This window comes from Enterococcus sp. AZ103 (genome assembly GCF_051714685.1).
GTDB classification, from domain to species: Bacteria; Bacillota; Bacilli; order Lactobacillales; family Enterococcaceae; genus Enterococcus_A; species Enterococcus_A alishanensis.
The window spans coordinates 1658739-1684079 of the sequence record NZ_JBIOSI010000001.1 but is presented as its reverse complement, the minus strand read 5'-3'; the positions used below and the strand labels follow the sequence as shown (position 1 = coordinate 1684079).

The following is a 25341-nucleotide window of genomic DNA, read 5'->3' as shown; positions in this document are numbered from 1 at the left end:
TTTATATTTTTAATTTTTATGAATGATTTATAAAACTAAGTTCATAATACTGGCTGAATAATTCTTTTCTGCTATTATTATTTAGAATTATCTGAATATTTCAAATTTACTTATTATATAAGGAGAGCTTATGGAAACGAATTTACAAAAGAAAATGACCGCTCGCCACATCACAATGTTGGCTTTAGGTGGTGCAATTGGTGCTGGTTTATTTAAAGGTAGTGGAGAAGCTATCGGCATTGCCGGCCCATCAGTCATATTAGCTTTTCTAATTGGTGGTATGATACTTTTTATCGTCATGAGTGGACTAGGTCGATTGATTTTAGACCAAGAAAATGTTCATGGTCTGTCAGGAATTGTTCAACCTTATTTAGGAGATCACGCGGCGGACTCTATTGATTGGCTCTATTGGTCCTTGTGGATGGTTAATATTATCGCTGAAGCTGTAGCTGCCGCAACTTTTTTACAGCTGTGGTTTCCTCATGTACCCGCCTGGATATTTGTCTTGTTTTTAGCAATTTTAACCACCATGATTAATTTATATTCAGTCACTTTATTTGCTGAAACTGAGTACTGGCTCGCTTTTGCGAAAATTACCATTATTTTAATTTTGATTGCACTAGGTGGCTATCTGGTTGCCAATGAAGTTTTTCATATAGGCTTTAGCGCGACCCTTGCGAAAATGAATAGTCATGGAGGTTTTGCACCTCACGGAATAAAAGGTTTAATTAGTTCTCTATTGGTTGTTATCTATTCTTACGGTGGATCGGAATTAATTGCCATCACTGTCAGTGAAACTGAAAATCCAAAAATTGCGATACCTAAAGCTATCAAAGGGGTCATGGGACGAATTATTTCCTTTTACATTGTACCGATGATTTTACTTATGATTATTTTTAATTGGCAAACTCTGGCTCACACTAACATTAGCCCATTTGTCTTGGTTTTTGAGAAAGTGAATATCCCATTTGCATCGGATATCGTTAATTTCGTTATTGTATTAGCATTATTTTCATCAATTAATTCAGGAGTGTACGCATCATCAAGAACCCTTTACTTTCGATTAAAAGATAATCATGGATTTACTAAAAAATTAGCTGGATTGAACAAGCATCAAGTCCCTCAAAAAGCTGTTTTATTTTGTACCGGAACTTTATATATTGGCGTTATTCTGTCGTATTTTTTAGGCAACAATTTGTTTAATTATTTAGTAGGGTCAATTTCATATTCTGTCTTACTGACTTGGATGTTGATTAGCATCGGAGCCTTTGTATTGGCCCATAGAAAACACTCATCAAAAGATATCTTTTCTAGCGGATTCGCAATTATTGCCTTAAGCTTAATTCTAATTGGAATTATTGCAAACAATAACTGGGGAGTTACGCTCTTCACAGGTATCTTATACTGCGTCATCTTTTTAAGTTTTCAAAAAAAGCAAAAACATACATTGCCAAATAATTAAAAAAAAATCATGAGTTAGTTTGGCCACTAACCCATGATTTTTTTATACTTCTTCACTACCCATAAATCGACCGACAAAAGCAGCAATAATCGCTCCTAAAGTTGGTACCAATAAGTACACCCAATAATGACTTAACGCTGAACCACCAGCAAATAGAGCTGGTCCTAAACTTCTAGCGGCATTTAGAGATCCGCCTGTTAAATTCAATGCGACAATAATTAAAAATCCCAATGTAATTCCGATTGCTAATGGTGCCATCTGACTGTTGCCATATTTTTTACTAGTAACCATCAAAATGACTAGTACAAATAAAAATGTAATTAAAGTTTCAAATCCGAATGCTTGAACAACAGTGATATTTGGAAAATCGGTTTGACCTAGGCTGTCAGTTGGTAATCCCAAAGCACTCACATAAATAGAAATAATTGCTGAAGCAACAATTGCACCTAAAGCTTGGGCAATAATATAAAAAATACCATCCTTTATTTCAAGGCGCTTATTAATCATCATTGCAATTGAAACACCAGGATTAAAATTCCCACCTGACACGCCACCAACCGCATAAGCCATTATGGTAATTGCCAAACCGAAAGCCAAGCCAATCGTCAAAGTCCCTCCTTTTGCAATAACAACACTCCCAGTCCCTATAAAGACCTACATAAATGTACCTAAAAATTCTGCTACATATTTTCTCATCTTTTAAACTTCTTTCTTTATTTGATAAGTTAAGATAATATAACAGAACCATACTTGTAAAGTAAAAACACTTTTCTAAAAATATAATCATTTTATGTAAAAAATAAATCTAGATATAGTGAAATGAAAGCCTTTATATCACTTTATTGTGAGAGTCATTACTTTACCACTTCATTTAGAAATAACAAAAAAGCTAGCCATCTAATGATGACTAGCCAGATTAAAATGATTATTTTACAGTTACAGAAGCGCCAACTTCTTCTAAAGAAGCTTTTAATGCTTCAGCTTCGTCTTTAGAGATACCTTCTTTAACTGGTGCAGGAGCGCCATCAACTACAGCTTTAGCTTCTTTCAAGCCTAAGCCAGTTGCTTCACGAACTGCTTTGATAACTTTAACTTTTTGATCGCCAACTGCTGATAATTCAACTGTGAATTCAGTTTGTTCTTCAGCAGCACCAGCAGCAGCGCCGCCAGCTACAGCAGCTACAGGAGCAGCAGCTGTTACGTTAAATTCTTCTTCGATAGCTTTTACTAAGTCGTTCAATTCTAAGATTGTCGCGCCTTTTAGTTCTTCGACAATATTTTCAATGTTCAATGCCATTTTAAATTTCCTCCATATAAGTAAGTTTTATTTTTTTATATTATGCAGCAATTAAGCCACTTCTTCTTCTTTTTCTGCGACTGCTTTGACAGCGTAAGCCACGTTGCGGACTGGCGCTTGTAATACAGACAATAGCATAGATAGAAGACCATCGCGGTTTGGTAATTTTGCAAGAGCAGTAATTTCTTCGATAGAAGCTACTTTTCCTTCAATAATACCACCTTTGATTTCTAATTCATTAGCAGTTTTTGCAAACTCAGCCATAATCTTAGCTGGTGCAACAACATCATCATTACTGAATGCTACAGCTGTAGGACCAGTAAATACTTCACCTAAACCATCTAGTCCAGCAATAACTGCCGCACGGCTTAAGATAGAGTTTTTGATAACTTTCATTTCAACATTTTCGTCACGCAATTGCTTACGTAAGTTTGTTACTTCTTCAACTGTTAAACCACGGTAATCCACGATTACAACAGATGATGCTGCTTTAAACTTTTCAACAACTTCATCAACGATTGCTGATTTTTTTGCGATTGCTACTTCACTCATTTTATGTTTCACCTCCTGATTTTGATGGATGGATTTTTTCAATAAAAAAACCCTATGCCACCGTAGACATAGAGGGACTATTGAATGTTCTCAATAAATGTCCTCGGTAGGAAATTAAGGCAATGCCACCTACTGTCTTCGGTACGATTAAATTATTAACCTCAGACACCTTATCATAGATAAAGTGTCTGAGTCAAGTATTTATTAGAATGAAAATTGATCAACATGGATCCCAGGACCAAATGTAGTAGTCACTGTGATATTTTTGATGTATTGGCCTTTGGCAGTCGCAGGTTTCACACGTAATAAAGTATCATTGATTGTGTTAAAGTTTTCGATTAATTTAGCATCGTCAAAAGAAACTTTTCCGATTGGCACGTGGATATTACCAGCTTTGTCAACACGGTAAGTTACTTTACCAGCTTTAACTTCTTCAACAGCTTTTGTTACGTCCATTGTTACAGTACCTGTTTTAGGGTTAGGCATTAAACCTTTAGGGCCTAAGACACGTCCTAAACGACCTACAGTCGCCATCATATCAGGAGTTGCTACAACAACGTCAAAGTCAAACCATCCACCTTGGATTTTTTGAACTAAATCGTCGTCACCAACGAAATCTGCACCAGCTGCTTCAGCTTCTTTTGCTTTATCGCCTTTAGCGAATACTAAAACAGTTTGAGTTTTACCAGTTCCGTTTGGTAATACAACAGCCCCACGAATTTGTTGGTCTGCTTTTTTAGGGTCAACGCTTAATTTATAAGCAACTTCAACAGTTGCGTCAAATTTTGCGAAGTTTGTTTCTTTTGCTAAAGCGACAGCTTCTGTAACTGCGTATGCTTTAGTTGCGTCAATTTTTTTCAATGCATCTTGCATTTTTTTGCTTTTTTTAGCCATTTTGTTTCCTCCTTATGTGGTTATAACGGTAGAACCTCCCACGTGTTCTGATCTTTCAATCAAGAGCCAACTTCAGAAGCGTTCTAAATCAGGAATTAGTCTACTGTAATCCCCATGCTTCTTGCAGTTCCTTCAACCATGCGCATTGCAGATTCTACGTTTGCAGCGTTTAGGTCTTCCATTTTCAATTCAGCAATTTCTTGCACTTGTGCTTTCGTTACTGAAGCAACTTTGTTTTTGTTTGGTTCGCCTGAACCTTTTTCAATGTTCGCTGCTTTTTTCAATAAAACAGCTGCCGGTGGTGTTTTTGTTACGAAAGTGAATGAACGATCTTCGTATACAGAAATCACAACTGGGATAATTAAACCTGCTTGATCAGCAGTACGTGCGTTAAATTCTTTAGTGAAGCCCATGATGTTAATACCGGCTTGACCTAAAGCTGGTCCTACTGGGGGAGCTGGAGTTGCTTTTCCTGCAGGAATTTGTAATTTAACAAGTTTTTCTACTTTTTTTGCCACGAGACATACCTCCTTGGGTCCGTGATGTGGTTAATGGAGATCAAGATTTCTCCTCCCACTTAAAACAGCGTGCGTAAATGCACACTTGAACATGATAGCAAAAGATATTTTTAAAATCAAGTCAAATTTATATTGTTTAAATTTTTAGACAATAATAATATGCTTCATACTCCCTTTAATAACTATTAGAATAACAAAATATTTTTCTTAAAATTTTTTATTGCAAAAAATTCCTATGTTACACTAATTATGAAGTCAAATGAGTTTTTTCACAAGAAATAAGGAGGGTTATTGTAATGGAAGTATTAAAATTCCGAAGTGTTTTTGATATTATCGGACCCGTTATGGTTGGTCCAAGTAGCTCACATACAGCAGGTGCTGCTAGAATTGGAAAGGTTGCCCGCATGATTTATGGTGAACAGCCTGATTCCATCGAGTTTGATTTATATGAATCATTTGCTAAGACTTATCGCGGTCATGGTACCGATGTTGCTTTGGTTGGTGGAATTTTAGGTATGGATCCTGATGACCCACGCCTGTCTGATTCATTGAAAATTGCTCATGAACGTGGCATGGAAGTTTTATTTGTACCAAAAAAAGAAATTTCAAATCATCCAAATACTGTTACCGTTACCATGATCAAAGGCGATTACAAAATGTCGATCACTGGGGTTTCAATTGGTGGTGGTAACATTGAGATTACAGAATTAAATGGTTATAGTATTTCACTTTCAACTGGTGTACCAACCTATATCATTATGCACAAAGATGTTCCCGGGCTATTAGCTAAAATTTCTACTATTTTCTTGGCTCAAGGTTTAAATATTGGTAAAGCGACTATGACTCGTCAAACCAAGGGGGACAACGGAATCATTTTACTAGAAGTTGATGATACACCAGAAAATCCGGAACAACTGCGTCAAGATCTTAAATCCGTGGATAACGTCATTAGCGTTACCTACTACAAATAAGGGGGACTAAACATGTTTTATACTATTCAAGAGCTTGTTGAACAATCCAAAGATTACTCCTCAGTAGGAGAACTAATGATCCAAACTGAAATGGAGTTAACTGATCGTACCAGAGAAGAAATCATTGGTTTAATGGAAAGAAACTTAGAAGTGATGGAAAACTCAATCGACGAAGGAATTGCCGGAGTAAAATCTGTTACTGGTATTACTGGTGGCGATGCCAAAAAAATGAATGACTACATTGAAAGTGGTAAATTCATGAGTGGAGATACAATTTTGAGAGCCGTTCGAAACGGAATTGCTACCAATGAAGTCAATGCCAAAATGGGCTTAATTTGCGCAACTCCTACAGCCGGAAGTGCTGGAGTTTTACCTGGTGTCTTAATGGCGGCTCGCGACAAACTAAACTTAAATCACGAAGAACAATTGGATTTTCTATTTACTGCTGGTGCTTTTGGCTTAGTGATGGCCAACAATGCTTCTATTTCTGGAGCTGAAGGTGGTTGTCAAGCTGAAGTTGGTTCTGCCAGCGCAATGGCGGCAGCGGCTTTAGTTACGGCAAATGGAGGTTCACCAGAAACTGCTTCTAATGCTCTAGCGATTACTTTAAAAAATGTAATGGGATTAATTTGTGATCCAGTAGCTGGTTTGGTAGAAGTTCCTTGTGTGAAACGAAATGCTATGGGCGCTTCACAAGCATTTATTTCAGCCGATATGGCGTTAGCCGGTATTCGCAGTGTCATTCCACCAGATGAAGTAGTGGAAGCAATGTACCAAGTTGGACGTGCAATGCCTCAAATCTTTAAAGAAACAGCAGAAGGTGGCGTTGCAACTACTCCTACTGGTCTCCGCTTAAAACGTCAAGTTTACGGTGAAGAAAAAGAAACACAACCTGTATAAGCAAAAAAAGGATTGGCTCAAAAAGAGTCAATCCTTTTCTTTTACAATAAACTTGTATTTTTTACATCTTCAATATTTCTTGCGCCACCCAATTGCATGGTGATTGTCAATTCTTTATTAAAATGATCAAAAACAGACTTAACACCGGCTGATCCACCAAGATTTAAACCATAAATAATTGGTCGACCAATTGCAACAACATCTGCGCCACTTGCAAGAGCTTTAAAAATATGTTCCCCACGTCGAATTCCACTATCAAAAATAATTGGAACGCGTTTTGCGACAGCTGAAGCAATTGCTGGCAAGACATCAAATGAAGCAGGCCCTCCATCCAATTGACGACCACCATGATTGGATACCCAAATACCGTCTGCTCCTGCGCTGATTGCTACAACAGCATCTTCAGGCGATTGTACTCCTTTGACAATCACAGGTAATCCGGTCAAATCTTTTACTTTTTGAATATCATCAGGTGCAATAGCTTGTTTAGCAGCAGCATAAATTTCCGCAATCCCTTTTCCTTCACCATCGCCACGACCATCTTTTTCACTGTAAGCGGCCAAATTCTTCATTGGAATAGGAAATTGAAATTGATTGACAATATCAGCTTCACGATAACCACCCAAAGTCGAATCGGCTGTCAATACAATTGCTTTGACGCCTGCTTTAACAGCTTCTTCTAAAATATATTGATTAAAGCCTTCATCTTTCGAAAGATATAATTGTAAGAATTGTGGCGCATTTTTTACAACTGCATCTCCAATTAAGGTTGTCGCATAAGTACTTATGGTAAAAATCGAGCCAGCTTCTGCCGTGCCAATCGCTGTAGCCACTTCACCTTTTGAATGAGATAAACCTTGTGCTGCAGACGGAGCTTCGATGATTGGTGATTTTAAATCAATCTCAAAAAGCTGTGTCGACAAATCTGGTTTTTCAATTCCTTGTAACACACGAGGCACAATTTTTTTCTTATTAAAGGCACTAGTATTTTCTCTTAATGTTATTTCATCTTCAGAACCGCCGCTGATATAACCAAACGCACCTTTGTCCATTTGTGCTTTGACCCGTCCTTCTAATGATTGAATGTTAACAATATCAATTGGATGTTCTTCATTACTAGTAATATAAGCCATTATAAATCCTTCTTTCTTTTGATTACTTTGGCATCATACATCTGTAATGAAAAGGCGGCAAGAAATTTAACTTGCTTTGATTCCCCACAAAAATTTAGCTACAGATTGATCAACTTTTGGATTTTCATGTAAACGACTATGTTGGGCGTTGGCGCCGGTAAATACTTCATACGAAACAGTATCATTATGTGCTTTTAGTAAACTGAACAAAGCCAAAGCACTGGTTGTTGGTACCGTCCCGTCGGTAAATGTTTGCTTATCTAATTTCCCTGCAATCATCTTAATGTTTATATTTGTCGGAATATTATCTAGATGATCACGATAAAAAATATATCGATCTGATTCTTCAGCTGGCCCATTACGCAATAATTCTTTGACTGTTTGCTGACTGGATGTATCTAAAAAATTATTGTACGGGGCTGCAATGGAAGCAAATTTATTGATTGTGACTACTTCATCTGTTTGCCCATAAGTGGCTAGACTTCTGACTAAACTGACACCACCCATCGAATGAGTAACAACATTAATTTGACTAACTCCCTGAGTTTTTAAATAAGTAAAAACATTATGTATCCATTCTGCTTGATTCCATTCATTGTTTTGATTATCGTCAAATAAAACTTGGATACTGGGATTATTATTTTGACTGCTTAATGCTCCATCAATGGATAAACGACCATCTACCGCTACACGAATAACCATTTCTCTTTTAGTAATTTCTTGCTTTTCCAAACGGTCTATCATGCCACCTAATGATTGATAAGTACCACCGTAGCCATGAAAATAAACCGTCGGAACATTGCTTTTTTCATAAGTATCTTGCCCATTTTTCTTGGCTTGACTGGTTTCGTTTGTTTTAGGTTGGGGTTGTTTATTCTGTTGCGTGCATCCGGCTGTAAAAACAATGACAATCAGCAGAACAACAAATAAAAAGACTTTTTTCATCTTAGCTCCTCGATTAAAAAAAGCTAAAGTAGAGTGATCTCATACTTTAGCTTCGATTTTTAAATTTTATCCACTTGATCAAAATCTAATTCGGTACTTGTTTCCCGACCGAACATATTAACATTGGCTTTTAATTTTTCTTTTTCTTCGTCAATTTCAGTAATCACACCTTCAAGACCTGCAAAAGCTCCTTCGATGATTTTTACAGTTTCACCAAGTTCTACTTCTAAATCGCTTTGACGTGTACTCATACCGATTGTTCTTAAAATATGGTTGATTTCCTCTGGCATTAATGGTGCAGGCTTGCTTCCTGCTCCGTGTGAGCCGACAAAACCAGTTACTCCTGGCGTATTACGCACAACATACCAAGAATCATCTGTCATGACCATTTCAACTAAGACATAACCAGGGAAAGTTTTATGAACTGTTTCTTTAACTTTGTCACCTTTGACTTCTGTTTCAGTTTCTTCAGGAACGACTACACGGAAGATATAATCTTCCATTCTCATACTTTGGGCACGGGATTCAATATTTGCTTTTACTTTGTTTTCATAGCCGGAATATGTGTGTAAGACATACCATTGTTTTTCAAAAGACTCCATTTTAATTAATCGGCTCCTCGTTCTAAAATAAAAAAACCTTAGTTCTCCAAGGTTTTTTCTCAATTCATATTATAGCATGTTTTTAAATACTTGCCTACTACCCAATAATAAATTTAAATAGCAAACCAATCGCTGTATCCATGACATAAAACATCAAGGCAAAGATAATGGCTGTTTCGATAACTACTAACGAATCTTTTCGTAATTGTTTACGTGAAGGCCAAGTTACGATTTTCATTTCAGCTACTACGCTACGTAAAAATTTCACGGTTTTTTCCTCCTAGTTTGTAATTTAATATTATTCTCACTGTAGATACCCTTCTACTTATTTATTGCTTTTAGTAAAACTGATACCTAGCTCATATGATGGTATTAAATTTCTTCTTTAGAAAATATTATTTTGTTTCTCTATGTAACGTATATTTTTGGCAATGTTTACAGAATTTGTTGATTTCTAACCGCTCGCCTTTTTTTCCTTCGCTAATACTCTTTGTGTAGTTTCTAGAACCACAAACTGTACAGGCCAAGGCTGCTTTTTTTGTCGCCATCTGAATCCTCCTCGAACTAATTCAATGATAACATTATCATCAAAGATGCGGGCTGTCAATTGTCTCTGACGCTTTAAAAAGTTTCATAAAAATAATGCTCTTAGGATTAATAGTATGATAAGATAATGAAGAAATGAAGCCTATTATTGGAGGGTAACTTTAATGTTATTAGAAAGTTTGGTTTATCCAAAAGAAAACTTGACCACAATTACCGAATCTACCACATTACAGGAAGCGCTGGATATCTTAGAAAGTACTGGTTTTCGTTGTGTACCTATTTTAGATGAGAGTAAACAAATTTTTCGTGGAAATATTTATAAAATGCATATTTATCGCCATAAAGCCAATGGTGGTGATCTAAATTTACCAGTCACACATTTGTTAAAAAATGCTACAAAATTTATTTCATTAGACACTTCTTTTTTTAAAGTTTTCTTTAGTATCAAAGAATTACCGTATATTACAGTACTAGATGAGAACAATCATTTTTACGGTATATTGACTCACAGTACTTTACTAAATATGTTATCTGAATCTTGGAATTTCCGGACTGGCAGCTATGTATTAACTGTTGTTTCAGAAGGAAAAAAAGGAGATCTGGCAGCTATGACTAAAGCCATCGCGCGATTTACTAGCTTGGCTAGCTGTATCACTTTAGATGTCGGTAAAGACAGTCGCCGGACTTTATTTACTTTACCTGCTGGCATTGATGAAAAAAAATTAAATAATATTATTGATCATCTTGAGCGTAAACATTTTGAAGTTGCTGAAGTTGAAGCGTTAACCATGAGATAAAAAATAAGCCTGAAACCAAGAAGTTTCAGGCTTTTTATTTAGATTCGATCACCAAAATCAACACCGCGATTAATAAAGTACATTAATGGTGCTGAAATTGCCATAATAATAAATTCACTTAAAGCCGTCCAGCCATATGTTGGCCAAAATGGTGCGGCAACGGTAATATTTAACATTGCAGCAATCAATGCCATGCTAGCGGTAAAGAATAATGTGTTTAAAGCCAAACGAACTTTGACGTTTGGAACAACTTTTTGTAAGGCACTTGTTAAGGCCAATGCCAACAACGTTTGGGCACCCCCAAAAACGACATCCGGCCAACCCATACCAAAAATCGCATTGTAAACAACAACGCCACCCAAAATTCCCCATAAATATTTCCGATTGAAAACAACTAAATGATTCAGACTTTCAGAAATTCGAAATTGAATTGCGCCACTGGCAACGGGTGTCACTAAAATGGTTAATGCTAAGTATAATGCCATGATGATTCCGTTAGTTACGACCACTCTCGTTTTCTGTTTTTGTGCAATATGCATGTTTCCCCTTCTTTCTCCAAGTTTTGATAATGCGGGATGGTTGATGAACCGCAAACAACTTACTAAGGATAAAAAATTTACACCTAAATGTCAAGGTTTCTATGAAAGACTAAACTTTCTGGTGCCGCTTTTAGCTATCCTCTGTTATAATCATTTCTTGGAGAGGATGGCAAATTCATGAATTTTCACTATCATTTATTAATAAATCCGGCAGCAGGATCTGGAAACGCAGCTAAAAAAGCCCAAATCATTATTGATCTTCTAGACGAAAAGAATATAACTTATACGCCTTATTACACTAATTTTGCCGGCGAAGAAAAAGACATCGTCAATAAAATTATGCCCTTATTATCTACCTGGGAAGCTGATACTGAATATGAAGTCTTTCATCTTTTAATTATTATCGGCGGCGATGGTACTCTGCATGAAGTCGTTAATCAATTTTATTTGTCTGCCCACGACTTTCCTGTGAGCTATATTCCAGCCGGCTCGGGCAATGATTTTGCTCGTGGTATAGGACTGTCCGCAAATCCAAAAGTAGCTTTAGAGCAAGTTTTAGCAGCTAAGGCTCCTCAAAAAATTAATGTTTTAACTTACGAAGAAAAAATCAATGAAGAATTTGGTTTAGTTCTAAACAATGTTGGGATTGGATTAGATGCTCTGATTGTCTCAACTACCAATGCTTCAACAGCAAAAAAAGTTTTAAATAAATATCATTTAGGTTCAGCAGCTTATTTATTTTCATTGGTTAAAGCCGTTTTTCAGCAAAAGCCGTTTCCGATTCTAGTTGAGCTAAATGGTCACCAAGAAACTTTTCAAAGAACTTTTTTATGCACTACTACGAATATTCCTTATTTTGGTGGTGGTTTTGCCATTGCACCAATGGCTGATCCAAAAAAAGAAACGATTGATTTAGTCATCGTGGAGCGACCTAGTTTCCCTGCTATATTACGTTTCTTTATCCAATTACTTATGAAAAAACATACGAACAATCGTCACTTTAAACATTTTACCAGTTCAAAAATCCGAATTGTCTCAGTTCAACCACAAGAAGGACAATCAGATGGTGAGGACATGGGTAAACGTTCATTTGATATTAGTTTTGCAACTAGTTCGCAACATATCTGGTATGCTGAAAAAGAGGAGCTCAACTAATCGTTGGACTCCTCTTTTTACATAAACATCTCTGGACGAATGTCTTCCATTCCAATTAATGGATCAATTGTTTGAGTTTGAATTAAGGCTTTCGTTAATATCTTAGGACCAAAAGCAGCTTCAACTACTTTTTCAGTTGTTTCTTCTTCAAAAGGCGCTTCCATACTCTTCACTTTTTCCATTTGTGTTACGGCTTGCTCGCCATGAGTAATTCGCTCAATCAGAGTTGTTTTTCTTACAGCTGATTCCTTCGAAACGCAAACTTCAAAAGCTTCCACTTCTCCTAACAAAATGAGCCGATCTTTACTGCGTGTTACTGCAGTATATAATAAATTTCGTTGTAGCATTCGCTGGTATTGCCGTACCATCGGTAACAACACCATCTCAAACTCACTACCTTGCGCTTTATGAATAGAACAACAATAAGAAAGCTTAATTTTATTCCAATCATTTCTTTTGTAACTGACTTCATTGCTGTCAAAGGCAATCACTAATTCATCGACTTTATCTTCTGATTCCTTAGCTGGAATAATTCCGACAATAATGCCCATATCGCCATTAAAAATATTTAATTCTGGTTCATTAACTAATTGTAAAACCTTATCGCCAATTCGATAAACATTTTCGTTCCAACTCACTTCTTTTTTCTTACCATCGGGATTAGGATTAAAAATCTCTTGCATCATTTTATTAATTGCATCAATTCCTGCTGGTCCTCGATACATTGGAGCCAAAACTTGTACATCCTGAGCTGAGAAACCTTTTTGCTTCGCCTTCTCAACAATTTGGCGGATGACTTGTTCCATTTGAAAAACATTACAAGCAATAAAAGAACGATCCTTTTGATTTTGTTGAAAATCTTTAGGTAAACGACCATCCTTAATTTCATGAGCTAATGGGATGATAGAAGAAGATTCACCTTGACGATAAATTTCTGTTAGCTCCATCTTAGGAATATCTTCAACTTGTAATAAATCATGAAAGACTTGTCCTGGGCCAACTGATGGCAACTGATCTTTATCGCCAACTAAAATAATTTGCATATTATTGGGGATAGCCTTTAGCAACGTATTAGCCAGCCAAGTATCTACCATCGACATTTCATCGACAATTAATAAGCCCCCTTCTAAATCCTTGGCTTCTATCTCAGGAGTCTTTTCTCGTCCATTTAAACCCAATAACCGATGAATCGTACTAGCCGGCAATTCGGTGGTTTCATTCATCCGTTTGGCTGCCCGTCCGGTGGGTGCCGCTAATAGGATTGGAAATATGGCTTGCGTGTAATCGCTAGGATCTAATGATAAATCATTCAATTCAGCAAATAATTGTACAATGCCATTGATTACAGTGGTCTTTCCTGTCCCTGGACCACCAGTTAAAATAAATAATGGTGAAGCGATTGCTTTTTGGATTGCTTGATCCTGTGAATCTCCGTAAGTAATTTTTAGGCGTTTTTCAATCACCCGTAACTTTTTTGTGATTTCTTTTTTATCATAACTAATCTCTTTTTTGCGGGCCAATAATCGTTCGATGCTAGAAGCAATGCCCCACTCACTAAAGAATAAAGTATTCTCATATATTTTGGTGGCATCCTGCTGAATTTTATCTTCTTCAACTAATTCAATGATGGTATCGGCTACTTGATTAGGAGATATTTCCACGGGACGAGAATTTTCTAATAAATTCAAGGTCTCGTTTAATAATTCTTGTGCTTCTACATAAGTATCGCCGCTTTGATTAGCATCTTCATTAACCTGATGTAAAATAGCTGCCCGAATTCTGGCCTTACTGTCAGCCGCTATGCCTAATTGCTCAGCTAAATTATCAGCTTTTTTAAAGCCAATTCCTTCAATATCTTCCACTAAGCGATAGGGATTTTCATGAATTACATCTAAAGCTTCTTGGCGATACATCTGAAAAATTGCAAAGGATAATCGGCTACCAAAGCCATATTTTGTTAAACCAACAATCACTTGTTCCATCCCATAATTTTTACGAATAGTCTCGACAATTTGGGCTTTTTTCTTTTGGTTTAGGTTGGGAATCTGATTTAAGTTGTCGGGATTTTGATTAATGGCATCAATCGCACCTTCTCCTAAGATTTCAACAATTTTTTCTGCTGTTTTCTTTCCGATTCCAGGAAATTTTTCACTTGATAAATAATTGATAATCCCATTAGTAGAAGTAGGCTGGGCTTGTTCATAACGCTCAACTTGAAATTGCTTGCCATATTTAGGGTGATCCACAAATTGTCCGACAAAACGATATTCTTCATCTTCTTGAAGATCACCAAAACTACCAGTGGCGACAATTTCACTTTCCAAGTAATCGCTATTGGTTTCTGTAATTTTTATCAACAAAACTTTGTAAAAGTTACTAGGATTCTGGTAGAAAATAGCTTTTAGTCGCCCTTTAAGATAGATTTCCTCAGACAATTGTTTCACCTCCCGTAAAAATTTAGCTACTATTAAAAATTATAACATTGCATCAATTTGCTGATTAACACCTGCTAGAAAACTAACATCATTCCATTTTACCATTTTATAAGGCGGTTCAAAATGATCAGTTTCTAAAACTGTTAGACTGTTGTTAAACAAACCACCCTGTTCTCTTAATCGAGACAAAGGTTTGCCCGTTAACGATTGAATAGCTGCGGTTAAAGCTGCACCATGACCAACAAATAATAGCGGACCTTCTTTAGCTTCTAAAACAGCTTCACCAACTAGCCCATCTACTCGAGCCAACATATCTTCAATCGGTTCGCCACCAAAAGCTTCCGGATGATAGTTTTCCAAATGATGTCGTAGATTATCTAAGTCAGTTGGGTATTTTTCCCGCATTTCTTCAATTAATTGTCCTTCTAAACTACCTAACCCTAATTCTCGTAAATCATCGGTTTTGACAATCGGCACAGGTTGTTCTAAATGTTGGCTAATTCCTTCAGCGGTCAAATAAGCACGTTTTTGACTACTGGTATATATTTTTTCAAAAGGAATGTCTTTTAAAGTTTTTCCTAAAGCTTCAATCGCCGCAAAGCTTTCTGGTAATAATGGAGAATCCCCCATCATTCCTTGAAATCTTTTTTCTTGATTCCATTGTGTTTTACCATGACGAGTAAAATATAATTTCATGAAATCCTCCTAGTTTAAATAGTTTCAAGACAAATATGAGATTAAAAACTTTAATCTAATTTATCATGCTCATAATGATGTTGTAACTCTAAAGCTGGAAAATTTTGTTGTCTTAACGCTTCATAAACAACTAACGCCACCGTGTTGGATAAGTTTAGCGAACGAACGTGTTGGTCATTCATAGGGATACGTAGGCATTTCTCTTCGTTTTCACGCATGAAAGTTTCAGGTAAGCCAGTTGTTTCTTTACCAAACATGAAATAATGATCTCTTTCATCTTGGTAGTTGACTTCAGAATATACTTGATTGGCAAATTTAGTAATCAAATGCAAAGGATTTTCTCCCACATAAGTTAAAAAAGCCGCTAAATTTTCATGATAGGTAATGTTTACCTCATGCCAATAATCTAAGCCTGCACGTTTTAAATGTTTATCATCAGTTGAAAATCCCAAGGGTTCAATTAAATGTAAGGGTGAATTAGTAGCAGCACAAGTACGAGCAATGTTGCCGGTATTGGCTGGAATTTGTGGTTCAAAAAGTACGATATGATTTGTCATTTGATGGCCTCCTTGATTTAGACAAAAAAAAGAACGTATCAACTCGGTGTCTTGCACGGCGAGCTGCTACGTTAGTGAAGCACTTTTCACTATCTTTTATCAGAACAGGAACCTGATAAAAACCAATGAAAAACAACTTGTTTGTACTATACCACCATGAAGTAAGAAAATCAACCCTGAAAACCAACAAAGTTTTGCTGAAAACGCTATCTCTAATAACCTTCTAGGATCTCTACATCAATCGTAATTTTTTTCAGTGGATTGGCGATTAACTGGGCTTTTATTTCTGTTGTCGCCTGCCATTCCAAAGGTGACATTTCTAGAAAATCTAATTGTAATTTATTTGGAATGTCAAATTCATAAGTGACACGACGCTGTCTAACATCAGACATTTCTTCTTTGAAGCGTTCAATCACTGCTTGATTGGAATAGGGTTTACCCTCAGGGAAGACTTTTTCCCGCAATTCTTTCAGATAGTTCTCTTGTGGGACGACTTTTAAAACTTGCCCATCTTTTTTTAATACCCGCCGAAATTCACTATATTGTGAAGGTGAAAATATATTTAAGATGGTCGTAAAAGAATCATCACTAAAGGGTAAATTGGTTAAATCAGCGACACACCAAAAAGCCTTTATTGGTTGATTGGTGGCTAAATAAATACCCTCTTTAGAAATATCAAAGCCAATTTTCGTCGGAATCTCTTTTAACTGCGACAATTGATTTAAAAAACTTCCTTCACCACAGCCGACATCTAAGATATTGTCGCCTATTTGCCATTCACTGATTTGATTAATTACGGGTTGATACATTCCAGAACCAATCATTTTACCTCGCGGGACAAACATCTCTTTTTGGTATTCCGTTTTAATTTGATGATCTAAAAAATAAAGAGTGCCCTTTTTAGCTAGATCAAAACGATGATTATTTTTACAAATCAAACTTTTTTCAACAGCTGACATCTGATGGTGACATTTTGGACAGCGGAAATAGCCACCATGTTCCTTCAGAAATTTCTCAGCAAGATCAATTTTTTTCAACATTTTTATTCCTCAATTTCTAATCCTTAATCTGTTGACTCCTATGTTACACTATCTGAGGGAGGTAGGAAAATGATTAAAGAATTTTGTGCCGAAAACTTTACCGATTTACCAAAAGCAATCGCTGCTGGCGCTAGTAGGATTGAACTTTGTGATAACCTAGCTGTCGGTGGAACAACACCAAGCCTGGGTGTAATTGAAGAAGCAATGGCTTATGCTAGTGAAAAACACGTACCGATTATGACCATGATTCGCCCCCGTGGCGGCAATTTTGTTTATAATGATCTTGAACTTAAGATTATTGAAAATGATTTAATTCATGCAAAAAATGCTGGTGTAGATGGCATCGTATTTGGCTGTCTAACTGCAGAAAATGAAGTTGATGAGGAAGCCGTTGAAATGATTTTAGGCAACAGTAGCGGATTACAAACAACTTTTCATATGGCTTTCGATGAATTAAATCATGAAGAACAGCTGAAAACAATTGATTGGTTTGTACAATTAGGGATTGACCGGATTTTAACTCACGGAGGTCCAGCAACTCAGACAATTGATGAATGTTTGCCGCACTTAAAGGAATTAGTTGATTACGCAGATGGTCGTATCATTATTTTGCCAGGAGGCGGAATTAATGCAAATAATATTGATAAAATTATCGAATTTCTCGGCGTAAAAGAAGCTCATGGAACGAAGATTGTGACATTTTAAAAAGAAGCCAAAACAACCATTATTAAAGTTGTTTTGGCTTCTTTTCTTTGATAAAGGATTCAACCCTATGAATCCATTTATTCTTCTTAAAACGCAAACGAATCGGATAACGACCAGTTTGAAAATCTTTTATCTGCTTACGGCGATCTCCGTATAAATTTAGCGGTAGACTATCAATATCAAAAAAACTATAGGCACTATATACATCAGAATCCATTTTACTTTGATATTTTGCTTCTTCTACTTTATAAATGTAAGTAATATCATCAGAATATTCCTTCGTATAAATGCCAATCAGCTCTTTAACCTTTGCTTCAAAATCAAGATTTTCATAAATAATTTGTTGCAAACCTTCTCGTTCACCGATTTTTTCCGGTAACACACCGCCTGGTAGATCCCAGATGGGTATCCCCGGTGTTCGCACTAATAAAATTAATCCATTTCGAATAATAATTCCATAGGCTTTTTTCATTTCATTCACCCGTGTTTTCTTTTTTGAAGTTAATTAATAAAGCGATCCATAAACATACTAGCAATATTAAAATAAATCAGCACGCTGGTCAAATCGCTCAAAGTCGTAATAAATGGACCAGAAGCTACTGCTGGATCAAAACCTAATTTTTCCATCAACATCGGAATAAAACTTCCTGCTAAATTGGCAACAGTTATCGCTGCCATCATAGCCGTACCAATGACAAACCCTAAAATAAAATTACTCTTCCAAATACCCACAATAACAAAAATAGTAACACCCGTCACTAAACCTGTTACCAAACCTGTTAAAATTTCACTGAGAATTAATTGCCCAAAACTTTTATCTTCATCATCAGAGATCGCTAACCTTCTAACGGCTACTGCTAAAGATTGGGTACCAGCATTTCCGGCCGTTCCGGTAATCAAAGAAATAAATACCGCTAAAATACTCGCTTTACTAACCAAAGCTTCATAGTGATTAATTAAAGTTGCTGTCGTCATCCCTAAAAATAGTAAAGTAATCAACCAAGGCAATCGTCTTGAAGCAGCTTTCAAAGGATTTTCGCTGATTTCTTCAACGTTAACCCCCGCCAAACCAGAATAATCACTGGCAGCTTCATCATCAATGACATCAATAATATCATCGACCGTCACGATTCCTAACAAATGATCTTCATAGTCTGTAACTGGTAACGCTAGAAAGTCATAATCCCGAAAAGTCTGTGCTACATCTTCTTGATCATCACCGACGTGAACGGAAATTACCCGCTCACTCATAACGTCTGCTACCATCGCGTCTTCATCATTAATAATTAAATCTCTTAAAGAGATAACTCCGACTAATTGATTATCATTATTTACTACATAAGTATAATAAATGGTTTCTGCTAATTCAGCCTCAGATTTCAAGACATACATTGCGGAGCGCATCGTTTGATTCGCTACGATAGAGACGTACTCTGTCGTCATTAATGAACCGGCTGTTTCATCTTCGTAATGTAATAATTCACGAATCTCGTTGGCATGTTCACTATCCATATAGCTTAAAAATTGGGGCACCAACTTTTTGTCTAATTCATTTAGCAAATCCACCGCATTATCGGTGTACATTTGAGATAACATTTCAGCGGCATATCGTGGACGCATCTCAGTTAAATATTCTTCCACATGTTCATCGTCTTCTTCAATCACGTCAAACATGTCAGCCAACTCGTCAGGAGACAGATAAGCATAAACCAAATGACGTTCGTCAGCTGATAAACCTTGATAAAACTGCCCTTGATCATAAACATGTAAATCTAAAAAATGCTCACGGAAATCCTGTAATTGATTTTGATGTAACTCAGTTCGAAGCTGTTGGAAATGTTGTTCAAGTTCTTCTTGATTTTCATCCATTATACTCACCTCAAATCTTTTCTACGACTTCTCCCATGTCTAATGGCAAGGGTAATTTAAAAGTTAGCTCTTCATTGCTAAAAGGATGGGTAAAAGCTAAATAATAGCAATGCAATGCTTGACGTTTGATACCCATATCAAGATTACCGTGATAGAGTTCATCACCTAGCAACGGACAACCTAACTCGCTAAAATGCACGCGAATCTGGTGAGTTCTTCCTGTATATAATTGGATATCTACTAATGCCACAATTGCATTTTTCTTTTCTAACCAATATTCTGTTAAGGCAGTTTGTCCATTTTCAATTACTTGTCTTTTCAATAAAGAAGACAGGTCACGTCCAATGGGGCAATCAATCATCTCATGATCCTTCAAATGATTTATTTTGCCACTAAGTAAAGCTTGATATTTTTTGATTAATGTTTTGTTTTGTAACGCTTGATCTAATTTCGCATGGGCAAAACCATGCTTTGCAAATAACATCAATCCAGTTGTATCACGATCTAAACGAGTGACTACATGGACAACTTGATCGGGATAATTTTGTTGCACATAATAAGCCTTTACCCGATTAGCCATTGTTCCATTAGGATGATACTGCGCCGGAATCGACGCCACGTTAGCGGGCTTGTTAACAATCAAAAGATGTTCATCTTCAAAAACAATCTCGATTGGCGTTTCATCTAATAACAAGGTCTCATGGGGCAGTTCGTTAGGAATCACAACTGCTACCTTATCAAAAGGTTTTAAAGAATACAAGACGTTTTCGATTGACTGATTCACGTAAATTTCGCCGCCTTGAAATTTAATTTTTGCTAATAATTTTTTTGAGATCCCTTGTTTTTTTAAAAAAGTACGTAGTAATACTGATGCATCATCTTGATAAGTCCATTCAAATTTCAAAATTAGTCCTCACGAATAAAGGCCTCTTTTACACGCCGCCAGAAATGCATGTGGCGATAAGCCGCAAATTGAATTTTTTCTGTCGCAATCCGATACTGAATCGAAGCGATATCTTGACCACTAATATCTAGTTGATCAATCGTTACTAAATGCTGACCCGCACTTTTTACTTTGATTTTCACCCAGTCATCTGGTCCTAAAATACTTGGTGAACCCAATGTTCTAAAGACACGATTATTTAATGAAGCGATCTCAGCTAATTGCATGGCATTAATACTCGGATGTACAACAGCACCGCCGACACTTTTATTGTGGGCCGTTGAACCAGTTGGTGTCGACATGGCTAGCCCATCTCCACGAAAACGTTCGAATAGTTCATCTTTAATATAAACATCGCAAACCATCGTGCGAGTGCCTTTTCGAATTGTTGATTCATTTAATGCTAGAAAATGTTGACTCTTTCCATCTGAAAAATTAACAATCACATCTAATAAAGGATAATTTACGCTGTTCTTATTGTCATTACATAATGAATCTACCAATTCTGGTAATTCATAATCCCGCCAATCAGTATAAAAACCTAAATGGCCAGTATGGACTCCTAAAAAACGAATGCGATCCAATTGATGACTATAACGATGAAAAGCTGAAAGTAATGTCCCATCTCCACCAATTGAGATGACTAATTCAGGATCACGCTCGACAATTTCAATCCCGCCTTTTTTTTTCAATAAAGGTTTTAAATCACGAAAAACTCTTAGTGAATCTGCCTCGTTGTTATGAATGATTCCAATCCGCAAACTCATTTTTCGTCACTCCCTTTTTCTCGATATTTACGATAAGAAAAGACATGTTGCGCTTCTTGAATCTCATCTCTGATACTAGACATTTCTTCGTCTAATTGATAGGCTGCCTCAGCTGCACGAAACAAACGATCACTAATTTCATCAGGAATTTCACCTTGATATTTATAATTCATAGAATGCTCGATTGTTGCCCAGAAATTCATTGCCAATGTTCTAATTTGTATTTCTGCTAAAATGATTTTTTCGCCTTCTAACATCTGCACCGGATATTCGATCACTAAATGATACGAGCGATAGCCACTTGCTTTACGATTCGTAATATAATCTCGTTCTTGGACAATTTTCATGTCTTTACGACTCCGCAAAACTTCGACTACTTGATGAATATCCTCAACAAATTGGCACATGATTCTCAAACCAGCAATGTCAGACATTTCTTCTTCTAGGCGTTCCAGTGGGATGGCTCGTAATTTGGCTTTATTTAAAATACTTTCAGCTGGCTTTACTCGACCAGTCACAAACTCAATTGGTACATGGTCTTCTTTTTCACGATATTGTTTACGCAGACCTCTTAATTTAATTTTCAATTCTGCTACGGCAAGTTCATAAGGGGCAAGAAATGCTTCCCAGTCTCTATCCATGCAAATCCCTCGCTTCTTTTTCCATTCTATCCTATATTATCACAAACTTAATCAATGCAAAATTAACTTCCACTTTCTGATAAATCTTTAATTGTTACAGTTTATTTACATTTTTATGGAATAATTACTTAACATTTGACGCGACTAAAGGTTATGTGTCAATATACCTTAGGGAGATTTTTACCCTGCAGATTGTATATAGAGGAGCATTTTTTTTGGCGCAGGAATTAGAGATTGAATACAAAACAATGTTAACTGAAGCTGAATATCAATTAGCTATAAATAAATTTGGTTTAGAAAATGTTGCTGCTTTCACTCAAACCAATCTATATTTTGATACAGCAGCTTCTGACTTAAAGAATCAACATTGTGGCTTACGAGTGCGCTATTTTCAAAATGCTGCTGAAGCAACCTTGAAAATCCCACAAAATGTGGGCTTATTGGAGGTTACTGACAAACTTACTTTAATTGAAGCTAAAAATGCTGAAGAAACAGGTGCTTTTCCTAAAAATACACCTGCAATCCAGGAACAACTGCAAAAAAATGGTGTTATAGTGAATAATTTGCAACTATTGGCAATCCTAACGACTAAACGGATTGAGCAAACGATTGCTGTTGGCAAATTGGCACTTGATGAAAGTTGGTATGCAGGTCTTCATGATTTTGAATTAGAACTGGAAGTCCAAGATAGTCAGACTAGCGAAGCAGAATTTTTAACATTATTAAAGGAAGCAGGTATCTATTTTCAACCTGCCAAAAATAAAATACTCCGTGCTATTTCAGCTCAGAGTATTTCGAACTAAAAAAATCATGAGGAGGCTACACGTTGCTGGAAGTTTTTTTGTTTGTTAACCCCATCGGTATAAAATGTCGAAAAATTGAACAAAGACTCTTAAGTATTATCAAGCGCAGTGAAGTTAAATTTCAATTACGTTTAGTGCCCTTGATAAATTTAACAACTGTCACAAATTACATAGATAGCCTTGAAGGCAATCAGAACGACCTTAACTTAAGAAATCAACTCACAAATATAATGTATCAAACAGCTATTGATGTAAAAGCTGCACAAATGCAAGGAAAAAAATGTGGTCGAGATTTTTTATTAAAGATTCAAGAAGAAATTGGTCAAAAGAAAAAAGATTATTCTGAAGAACTCGTCTTAGATATCTTTCAAGGAACTTCTGGTGATTTGGAAATGTTTTTAGAAGATCGTCAATCAAGTTTTGTAAAAGAAGCTTTTCTGTTAGATCAACAATTGGCACAAGAGATGGCTATTCAATCACACCCATCAGCAGTCATCTTTAATTGTTCTGGTGAGATGGAAATTGGCGTCAAAGCACAAGGATGCGAAGAGCTAGAATTATTAATGGATCAATGTGAAAGCACTAAAAATTTAAGACAATTATTTGAATCACATTGCGGGCAAGTTTATCAAAAAGCCAGCAATGAGCATTTATCTTTACTATAAAAAATAGGCTGCCTAAAATTAATTTTAGGTAGCCTATTTTTTTATTGCCCTTTAATTTCTGCTACTAAAGTTTCCAGTTCATCTAAACGATTCGCAAAAACCTCCATTGCATCTTCAATATATTCCGGTTTAGTCATATCAACACCAGCTTTTTTCATCACTTCAATCGGATAATCACTGCTACCAGCTTTTAAATAATTTAAATAAGCTTCTAAGGCTGACTTATCTCCTGCCACAATTTTTTTCGCTAAGGCGCTAGCTGCAGAAAAACCTGTTGCATATTGATAAACGTAATAATTATAGTAAAAATGTGGAATCCTTGCCCATTCATCTTTAATTTCCGGATCATCTTCAATTACAGAACCGTAATACTTTTTATTTAGTTCTCCATAATACATACTCAAATGTTCACTCGTTAAAGGTTTGCCAGCAGCATCTTCAGTGTGAATAAAATGCTCAAACTCAGCAAATTGTGTTTGACGGAAAATCGTCCCTTTAAATCCATCCAAATAATGGTTTAAAATATACGCCCGCACTTTTGGATCTTTTTCGGTTTCCAATAAATGGCTCGTCAAAATGTTTTCATTCGTTGTCGAGGCAATTTCTGCTAAGAAAATTGAATAGTCACCATACACATAAGGTTGGTTGTGACGTGTAAAGTAGCTATGCACACTATGTCCCATTTCATGTACCAAAGTAAATAACTCATTCAATTGATCATGCCAATTTAATAGAATATATGGATTACTATCATAGGCACCCGACGAATATGCGCCACTGCGTTTTCCTTGATTTTCTACCACATCAATCCAACGATTTTCAAAAGCCTCTTCAACAATCGCTAAATATTCCTCACCAAGAGGCTGTAAAGCAAACAAGGTTTTCGCTTTGGCTTCTTCATATGTGAATTTAACCGGCGCTTCAGCAAGTAAAGGTGTGTACATATCATACATATGCAATTGTGATACACTTAATAATTCTTTACGTAGCTCAACATAACGATGCAATAATGGTAAATATTGGTTAACAACTAAAATCAAGGTATCATAAACATTTTCTGGAATATGATTACTTGCTAAGGCTGCTTCTCTAGCAGACTTATAACCACGAACTTTAGCTTTGTAATTATGTCCTTTGACATGTGAGCTAAGAGTTTGGGCAAAAGTATTTCTAAATTGATGATAGACTTCATATAGTGCTTCAAAAGCAGCTTTGCGGACATTTCGATTAGTACTCTCCATCAGTTGTCCATAAATACCATGAGTTAATTGAACCTCATCACCATTTTCATCTTTAACAATCGGAAATTTCAAATCTGCATTGTTCATAATACTAAAAGTATCTGATGCACTGCCAAAAATCTCACTAGCACCGGCTAATAATGCTTCTTGCTCTGCCGGCAAAATATGGGCTCTTTCAGCTAAGATTTGTTCTACAAAATGACGATATACTGCCAATTTAGGTTCTTGTTCAAAGTAATCCCAGATCGTTTCATCTGATAAAGACAAGACCTCAGGTTCAAACCAACTAACTGCTTCACTGGTTTGAGCAATTAAGCTTGATGCGCGGGCATATAAGCCTTGATAAGTGGTATTTGTAGTATCTTGGTCATTTTTTAAATGTGCATAAACATAAATAACTTCGGCCTTACGATAAATATCTAAAATATATTCTATTCCGGCAAGAAATTTTTCTGCACTTATCTTTAAAGTTCCCTTTACTTGATCAGCATTTTTTAATTCGCTAGCTAATGATTCAAAAGCTGTTTCGAAAGACTGTTCACTGGGAAAAATCTGGGTTAAGTCCCAAGTTAACGCCTCAGGTACTTCCGTTCTAGTCGGTAATTGTTTTGCTTGACTCATGAATTGCACACTCCTTTTACTTCTAGTTGATTCATCTTACCATATTT

Annotated in this window: 29 protein-coding genes and 1 other annotated feature; of the genes, 8 read left to right on the top strand and 21 right to left on the bottom strand. The window is 36.3% G+C overall.

From position 1 onward, the window contains the following. The first annotated feature begins 130 nt into the window (after positions 1-130). Positions 131-1462, top strand: coding sequence for an amino acid permease (locus ID741_RS08490; RefSeq protein ID WP_438719715.1), 1332 nt, complete (start codon positions 131-133; stop codon positions 1460-1462). A gap of 42 nt (positions 1463-1504) precedes the next feature. Here the strand turns inward: ID741_RS08490 and ID741_RS08485 are convergent, their stop codons facing one another. The 5 genes from ID741_RS08485 to rplK all read right to left on the bottom strand — a co-directional run bounded on the left by ID741_RS08485 (position 1505) and on the right by rplK (position 4723). After that, positions 1505-2110, bottom strand: a complete 606-nt coding sequence (locus ID741_RS08485) for an MIP/aquaporin family protein (RefSeq protein ID WP_438720458.1) — start codon at positions 2108-2110, stop codon at positions 1505-1507. 277 nt (positions 2111-2387) lie between these two features. Then, on the bottom strand, positions 2388-2759 hold the full coding sequence (gene rplL, locus ID741_RS08480) for a 50S ribosomal protein L7/L12 (RefSeq protein WP_218326740.1): 372 nt from the start codon (positions 2757-2759) through the stop codon (positions 2388-2390). 51 nt (positions 2760-2810) lie between these two features. Beyond that, the gene (gene rplJ / locus ID741_RS08475; protein WP_218326741.1) at positions 2811-3311 is read right to left on the bottom strand and encodes a 50S ribosomal protein L10; all 501 of its coding nucleotides are present in this window, start codon (positions 3309-3311) and stop codon (positions 2811-2813) included. A gap of 34 nt (positions 3312-3345) precedes the next feature. Further along, positions 3346-3471, bottom strand: a sequence feature (ribosomal protein L10 leader region). Between the two features lie 44 nt (positions 3472-3515). After that, complete coding sequence (gene rplA, locus ID741_RS08470; RefSeq protein ID WP_218326742.1) at positions 3516-4205, bottom strand: 50S ribosomal protein L1; 690 nt, start codon at positions 4203-4205, stop codon at positions 3516-3518. 95 nt (positions 4206-4300) lie between these two features. After that, the gene (gene rplK / locus ID741_RS08465; protein WP_218326743.1) at positions 4301-4723 is read right to left on the bottom strand and encodes a 50S ribosomal protein L11; all 423 of its coding nucleotides are present in this window, start codon (positions 4721-4723) and stop codon (positions 4301-4303) included. Positions 4724-5019: 296 nt separating this feature from the next. On the opposite strand from rplK, the gene sdaAB reads away from it, so the two are divergent. Both sdaAB and sdaAA read left to right on the top strand, forming a co-directional pair. Then, entirely contained in the window at positions 5020-5694 is a 675-nt protein-coding gene (gene sdaAB / locus ID741_RS08460; protein ID WP_218326744.1) for an L-serine ammonia-lyase, iron-sulfur-dependent subunit beta, read from the top strand. Between the two features lie 12 nt (positions 5695-5706). Then, positions 5707-6594 (top strand): L-serine ammonia-lyase, iron-sulfur-dependent, subunit alpha, encoded by an 888-nt coding sequence (sdaAA, locus tag ID741_RS08455; RefSeq protein WP_218326745.1) that lies wholly within the window; start codon positions 5707-5709, stop codon positions 6592-6594. A 41-nt stretch (positions 6595-6635) separates the two neighbouring features. On the opposite strand, the gene ID741_RS08450 is transcribed toward sdaAA, so the two are convergent. From ID741_RS08450 to rpmG, 5 genes are all read right to left on the bottom strand, one after another. Further along, a complete protein-coding gene (locus ID741_RS08450; protein ID WP_438719714.1) occupies positions 6636-7727 on the bottom strand; it encodes a lactate oxidase in 1092 nt (363 codons plus the stop codon). 66 nt (positions 7728-7793) lie between these two features. Beyond that, entirely contained in the window at positions 7794-8672 is an 879-nt protein-coding gene (locus tag ID741_RS08445; RefSeq protein ID WP_438719713.1) for an alpha/beta hydrolase, read from the bottom strand. 59 nt (positions 8673-8731) lie between these two features. After that, positions 8732-9274 carry a transcription termination/antitermination protein NusG gene (gene nusG, locus ID741_RS08440; protein WP_218326748.1) on the bottom strand — a complete coding sequence of 181 codons (543 nt, stop codon included), beginning with the start codon at positions 9272-9274 and terminating at the stop codon, positions 8732-8734. A 97-nt stretch (positions 9275-9371) separates the two neighbouring features. Next, positions 9372-9542: a preprotein translocase subunit SecE gene (gene secE / locus ID741_RS08435; RefSeq protein ID WP_218326749.1), complete on the bottom strand. Its 171-nt coding sequence runs from the start codon at positions 9540-9542 to the stop codon at positions 9372-9374. Positions 9543-9669: 127 nt separating this feature from the next. Continuing rightward, the gene (rpmG, locus tag ID741_RS08430) at positions 9670-9822 is read right to left on the bottom strand and encodes a 50S ribosomal protein L33 (protein WP_218326750.1); all 153 of its coding nucleotides are present in this window, start codon (positions 9820-9822) and stop codon (positions 9670-9672) included. 162 nt (positions 9823-9984) lie between these two features. Here rpmG and cbpA point away from each other — a divergent pair, with 162 nt between their 5' ends. Further along, positions 9985-10617 carry a cyclic di-AMP binding protein CbpA gene (gene cbpA / locus ID741_RS08425; RefSeq protein WP_218326751.1) on the top strand — a complete coding sequence of 211 codons (633 nt, stop codon included), beginning with the start codon at positions 9985-9987 and terminating at the stop codon, positions 10615-10617. Between the two features lie 38 nt (positions 10618-10655). Here cbpA and ID741_RS08420 read toward each other — a convergent pair whose 3' ends face one another. Beyond that, entirely contained in the window at positions 10656-11156 is a 501-nt protein-coding gene (locus ID741_RS08420; RefSeq protein WP_438719712.1) for a QueT transporter family protein, read from the bottom strand. A 177-nt stretch (positions 11157-11333) separates the two neighbouring features. Between ID741_RS08420 and ID741_RS08415 the strand changes: the two genes are divergently transcribed. Continuing rightward, a complete protein-coding gene (locus ID741_RS08415) occupies positions 11334-12311 on the top strand; it encodes a diacylglycerol/lipid kinase family protein (RefSeq protein WP_438719711.1) in 978 nt (325 codons plus the stop codon). Positions 12312-12328: 17 nt separating this feature from the next. Here the strand turns inward: ID741_RS08415 and recD2 are convergent, their stop codons facing one another. The 4 genes from recD2 to ID741_RS08395 all read right to left on the bottom strand — a co-directional run bounded on the left by recD2 (position 12329) and on the right by ID741_RS08395 (position 17039). After that, on the bottom strand, positions 12329-14746 hold the full coding sequence (gene recD2, locus ID741_RS08410) for an SF1B family DNA helicase RecD2 (protein ID WP_438719710.1): 2418 nt from the start codon (positions 14744-14746) through the stop codon (positions 12329-12331). Positions 14747-14785: 39 nt separating this feature from the next. Next, entirely contained in the window at positions 14786-15442 is a 657-nt protein-coding gene (locus ID741_RS08405) for a histidine phosphatase family protein (RefSeq protein WP_438719709.1), read from the bottom strand. A gap of 50 nt (positions 15443-15492) precedes the next feature. After that, positions 15493-15999 carry a tRNA (uridine(34)/cytosine(34)/5-carboxymethylaminomethyluridine(34)-2'-O)-methyltransferase TrmL gene (gene trmL / locus ID741_RS08400; protein WP_218326756.1) on the bottom strand — a complete coding sequence of 169 codons (507 nt, stop codon included), beginning with the start codon at positions 15997-15999 and terminating at the stop codon, positions 15493-15495. A gap of 212 nt (positions 16000-16211) precedes the next feature. Continuing rightward, positions 16212-17039 (bottom strand): methyltransferase domain-containing protein, encoded by an 828-nt coding sequence (locus ID741_RS08395; protein WP_438719708.1) that lies wholly within the window; start codon positions 17037-17039, stop codon positions 16212-16214. A gap of 69 nt (positions 17040-17108) precedes the next feature. Here ID741_RS08395 and ID741_RS08390 point away from each other — a divergent pair, with 69 nt between their 5' ends. Continuing rightward, positions 17109-17744 carry a copper homeostasis protein CutC gene (locus tag ID741_RS08390; protein ID WP_438719707.1) on the top strand — a complete coding sequence of 212 codons (636 nt, stop codon included), beginning with the start codon at positions 17109-17111 and terminating at the stop codon, positions 17742-17744. A 22-nt stretch (positions 17745-17766) separates the two neighbouring features. On the opposite strand, the gene ID741_RS08385 is transcribed toward ID741_RS08390, so the two are convergent. Genes ID741_RS08385 through ID741_RS08365 form a run of 5 tightly spaced genes read right to left on the bottom strand, consistent with a single transcriptional unit; the run spans position 17767 to position 21964 of the window. Then, on the bottom strand, positions 17767-18216 hold the full coding sequence (locus ID741_RS08385; protein ID WP_218326759.1) for a hypothetical protein: 450 nt from the start codon (positions 18214-18216) through the stop codon (positions 17767-17769). A gap of 29 nt (positions 18217-18245) precedes the next feature. Further along, positions 18246-19613, bottom strand: coding sequence for a magnesium transporter (mgtE, locus tag ID741_RS08380; RefSeq protein WP_438719706.1), 1368 nt, complete (start codon positions 19611-19613; stop codon positions 18246-18248). A 10-nt stretch (positions 19614-19623) separates the two neighbouring features. Further along, a complete protein-coding gene (locus tag ID741_RS08375; protein WP_438719705.1) occupies positions 19624-20517 on the bottom strand; it encodes an RluA family pseudouridine synthase in 894 nt (297 codons plus the stop codon). 2 nt (positions 20518-20519) lie between these two features. Then, on the bottom strand, positions 20520-21317 hold the full coding sequence (locus ID741_RS08370) for an NAD kinase (RefSeq protein WP_438720457.1): 798 nt from the start codon (positions 21315-21317) through the stop codon (positions 20520-20522). A 2-nt stretch (positions 21318-21319) separates the two neighbouring features. After that, positions 21320-21964, bottom strand: a complete 645-nt coding sequence (locus ID741_RS08365) for a GTP pyrophosphokinase (protein ID WP_218326762.1) — start codon at positions 21962-21964, stop codon at positions 21320-21322. Between the two features lie 215 nt (positions 21965-22179). Here ID741_RS08365 and ID741_RS08360 point away from each other — a divergent pair, with 215 nt between their 5' ends. After that, entirely contained in the window at positions 22180-22767 is a 588-nt protein-coding gene (locus tag ID741_RS08360; protein WP_246601520.1) for a CYTH domain-containing protein, read from the top strand. Between the two features lie 23 nt (positions 22768-22790). Next, positions 22791-23432 (top strand): DsbA family protein, encoded by a 642-nt coding sequence (locus ID741_RS08355; RefSeq protein WP_438719704.1) that lies wholly within the window; start codon positions 22791-22793, stop codon positions 23430-23432. Positions 23433-23473: 41 nt separating this feature from the next. Here the strand turns inward: ID741_RS08355 and pepF are convergent, their stop codons facing one another. Next, a complete protein-coding gene (pepF, locus tag ID741_RS08350; RefSeq protein ID WP_438719703.1) occupies positions 23474-25294 on the bottom strand; it encodes an oligoendopeptidase F in 1821 nt (606 codons plus the stop codon). Positions 25295-25341: the final 47 nt, after the last annotated feature.

What these genes read in the sequence shown, in the direction of transcription:
- ID741_RS08490 (WP_438719715.1), top strand. Translation starts at nt 131, where the DNA reads ATGGAAACGAATTTACAAAAGAAAATGACCGCTCGCCACATCACAATG.
- rplL (WP_218326740.1), bottom strand. Translation starts at nt 2,759, where the DNA reads ATGGCATTGAACATTGAAAATATTGTCGAAGAACTAAAAGGCGCGACA.
- rplJ (WP_218326741.1), bottom strand. Translation starts at nt 3,311, where the DNA reads ATGAGTGAAGTAGCAATCGCAAAAAAATCAGCAATCGTTGATGAAGTT.
- rplA (WP_218326742.1), bottom strand. Translation starts at nt 4,205, where the DNA reads ATGGCTAAAAAAAGCAAAAAAATGCAAGATGCATTGAAAAAAATTGAC.
- sdaAB (WP_218326744.1), top strand. Translation starts at nt 5,020, where the DNA reads ATGGAAGTATTAAAATTCCGAAGTGTTTTTGATATTATCGGACCCGTT.
- sdaAA (WP_218326745.1), top strand. Translation starts at nt 5,707, where the DNA reads ATGTTTTATACTATTCAAGAGCTTGTTGAACAATCCAAAGATTACTCC.
- ID741_RS08450 (WP_438719714.1), bottom strand. Translation starts at nt 7,727, where the DNA reads ATGGCTTATATTACTAGTAATGAAGAACATCCAATTGATATTGTTAAC.
- ID741_RS08445 (WP_438719713.1), bottom strand. Translation starts at nt 8,672, where the DNA reads ATGAAAAAAGTCTTTTTATTTGTTGTTCTGCTGATTGTCATTGTTTTT.
- nusG (WP_218326748.1), bottom strand. Translation starts at nt 9,274, where the DNA reads ATGGAGTCTTTTGAAAAACAATGGTATGTCTTACACACATATTCCGGC.
- rpmG (WP_218326750.1), bottom strand. Translation starts at nt 9,822, where the DNA reads ATGGCGACAAAAAAAGCAGCCTTGGCCTGTACAGTTTGTGGTTCTAGA.
- cbpA (WP_218326751.1), top strand. Translation starts at nt 9,985, where the DNA reads ATGTTATTAGAAAGTTTGGTTTATCCAAAAGAAAACTTGACCACAATT.
- ID741_RS08420 (WP_438719712.1), bottom strand. Translation starts at nt 11,156, where the DNA reads ATGCATATTGCACAAAAACAGAAAACGAGAGTGGTCGTAACTAACGGA.
- ID741_RS08415 (WP_438719711.1), top strand. Translation starts at nt 11,334, where the DNA reads ATGAATTTTCACTATCATTTATTAATAAATCCGGCAGCAGGATCTGGA.
- ID741_RS08405 (WP_438719709.1), bottom strand. Translation starts at nt 15,442, where the DNA reads ATGAAATTATATTTTACTCGTCATGGTAAAACACAATGGAATCAAGAA.
- trmL (WP_218326756.1), bottom strand. Translation starts at nt 15,999, where the DNA reads ATGACAAATCATATCGTACTTTTTGAACCACAAATTCCAGCCAATACC.
- ID741_RS08395 (WP_438719708.1), bottom strand. Translation starts at nt 17,039, where the DNA reads ATGTTGAAAAAAATTGATCTTGCTGAGAAATTTCTGAAGGAACATGGT.
- ID741_RS08390 (WP_438719707.1), top strand. Translation starts at nt 17,109, where the DNA reads ATGATTAAAGAATTTTGTGCCGAAAACTTTACCGATTTACCAAAAGCA.
- ID741_RS08385 (WP_218326759.1), bottom strand. Translation starts at nt 18,216, where the DNA reads ATGAAAAAAGCCTATGGAATTATTATTCGAAATGGATTAATTTTATTA.
- mgtE (WP_438719706.1), bottom strand. Translation starts at nt 19,613, where the DNA reads ATGGATGAAAATCAAGAAGAACTTGAACAACATTTCCAACAGCTTCGA.
- ID741_RS08365 (WP_218326762.1), bottom strand. Translation starts at nt 21,964, where the DNA reads ATGGATAGAGACTGGGAAGCATTTCTTGCCCCTTATGAACTTGCCGTA.
- pepF (WP_438719703.1), bottom strand. Translation starts at nt 25,294, where the DNA reads ATGAGTCAAGCAAAACAATTACCGACTAGAACGGAAGTACCTGAGGCG.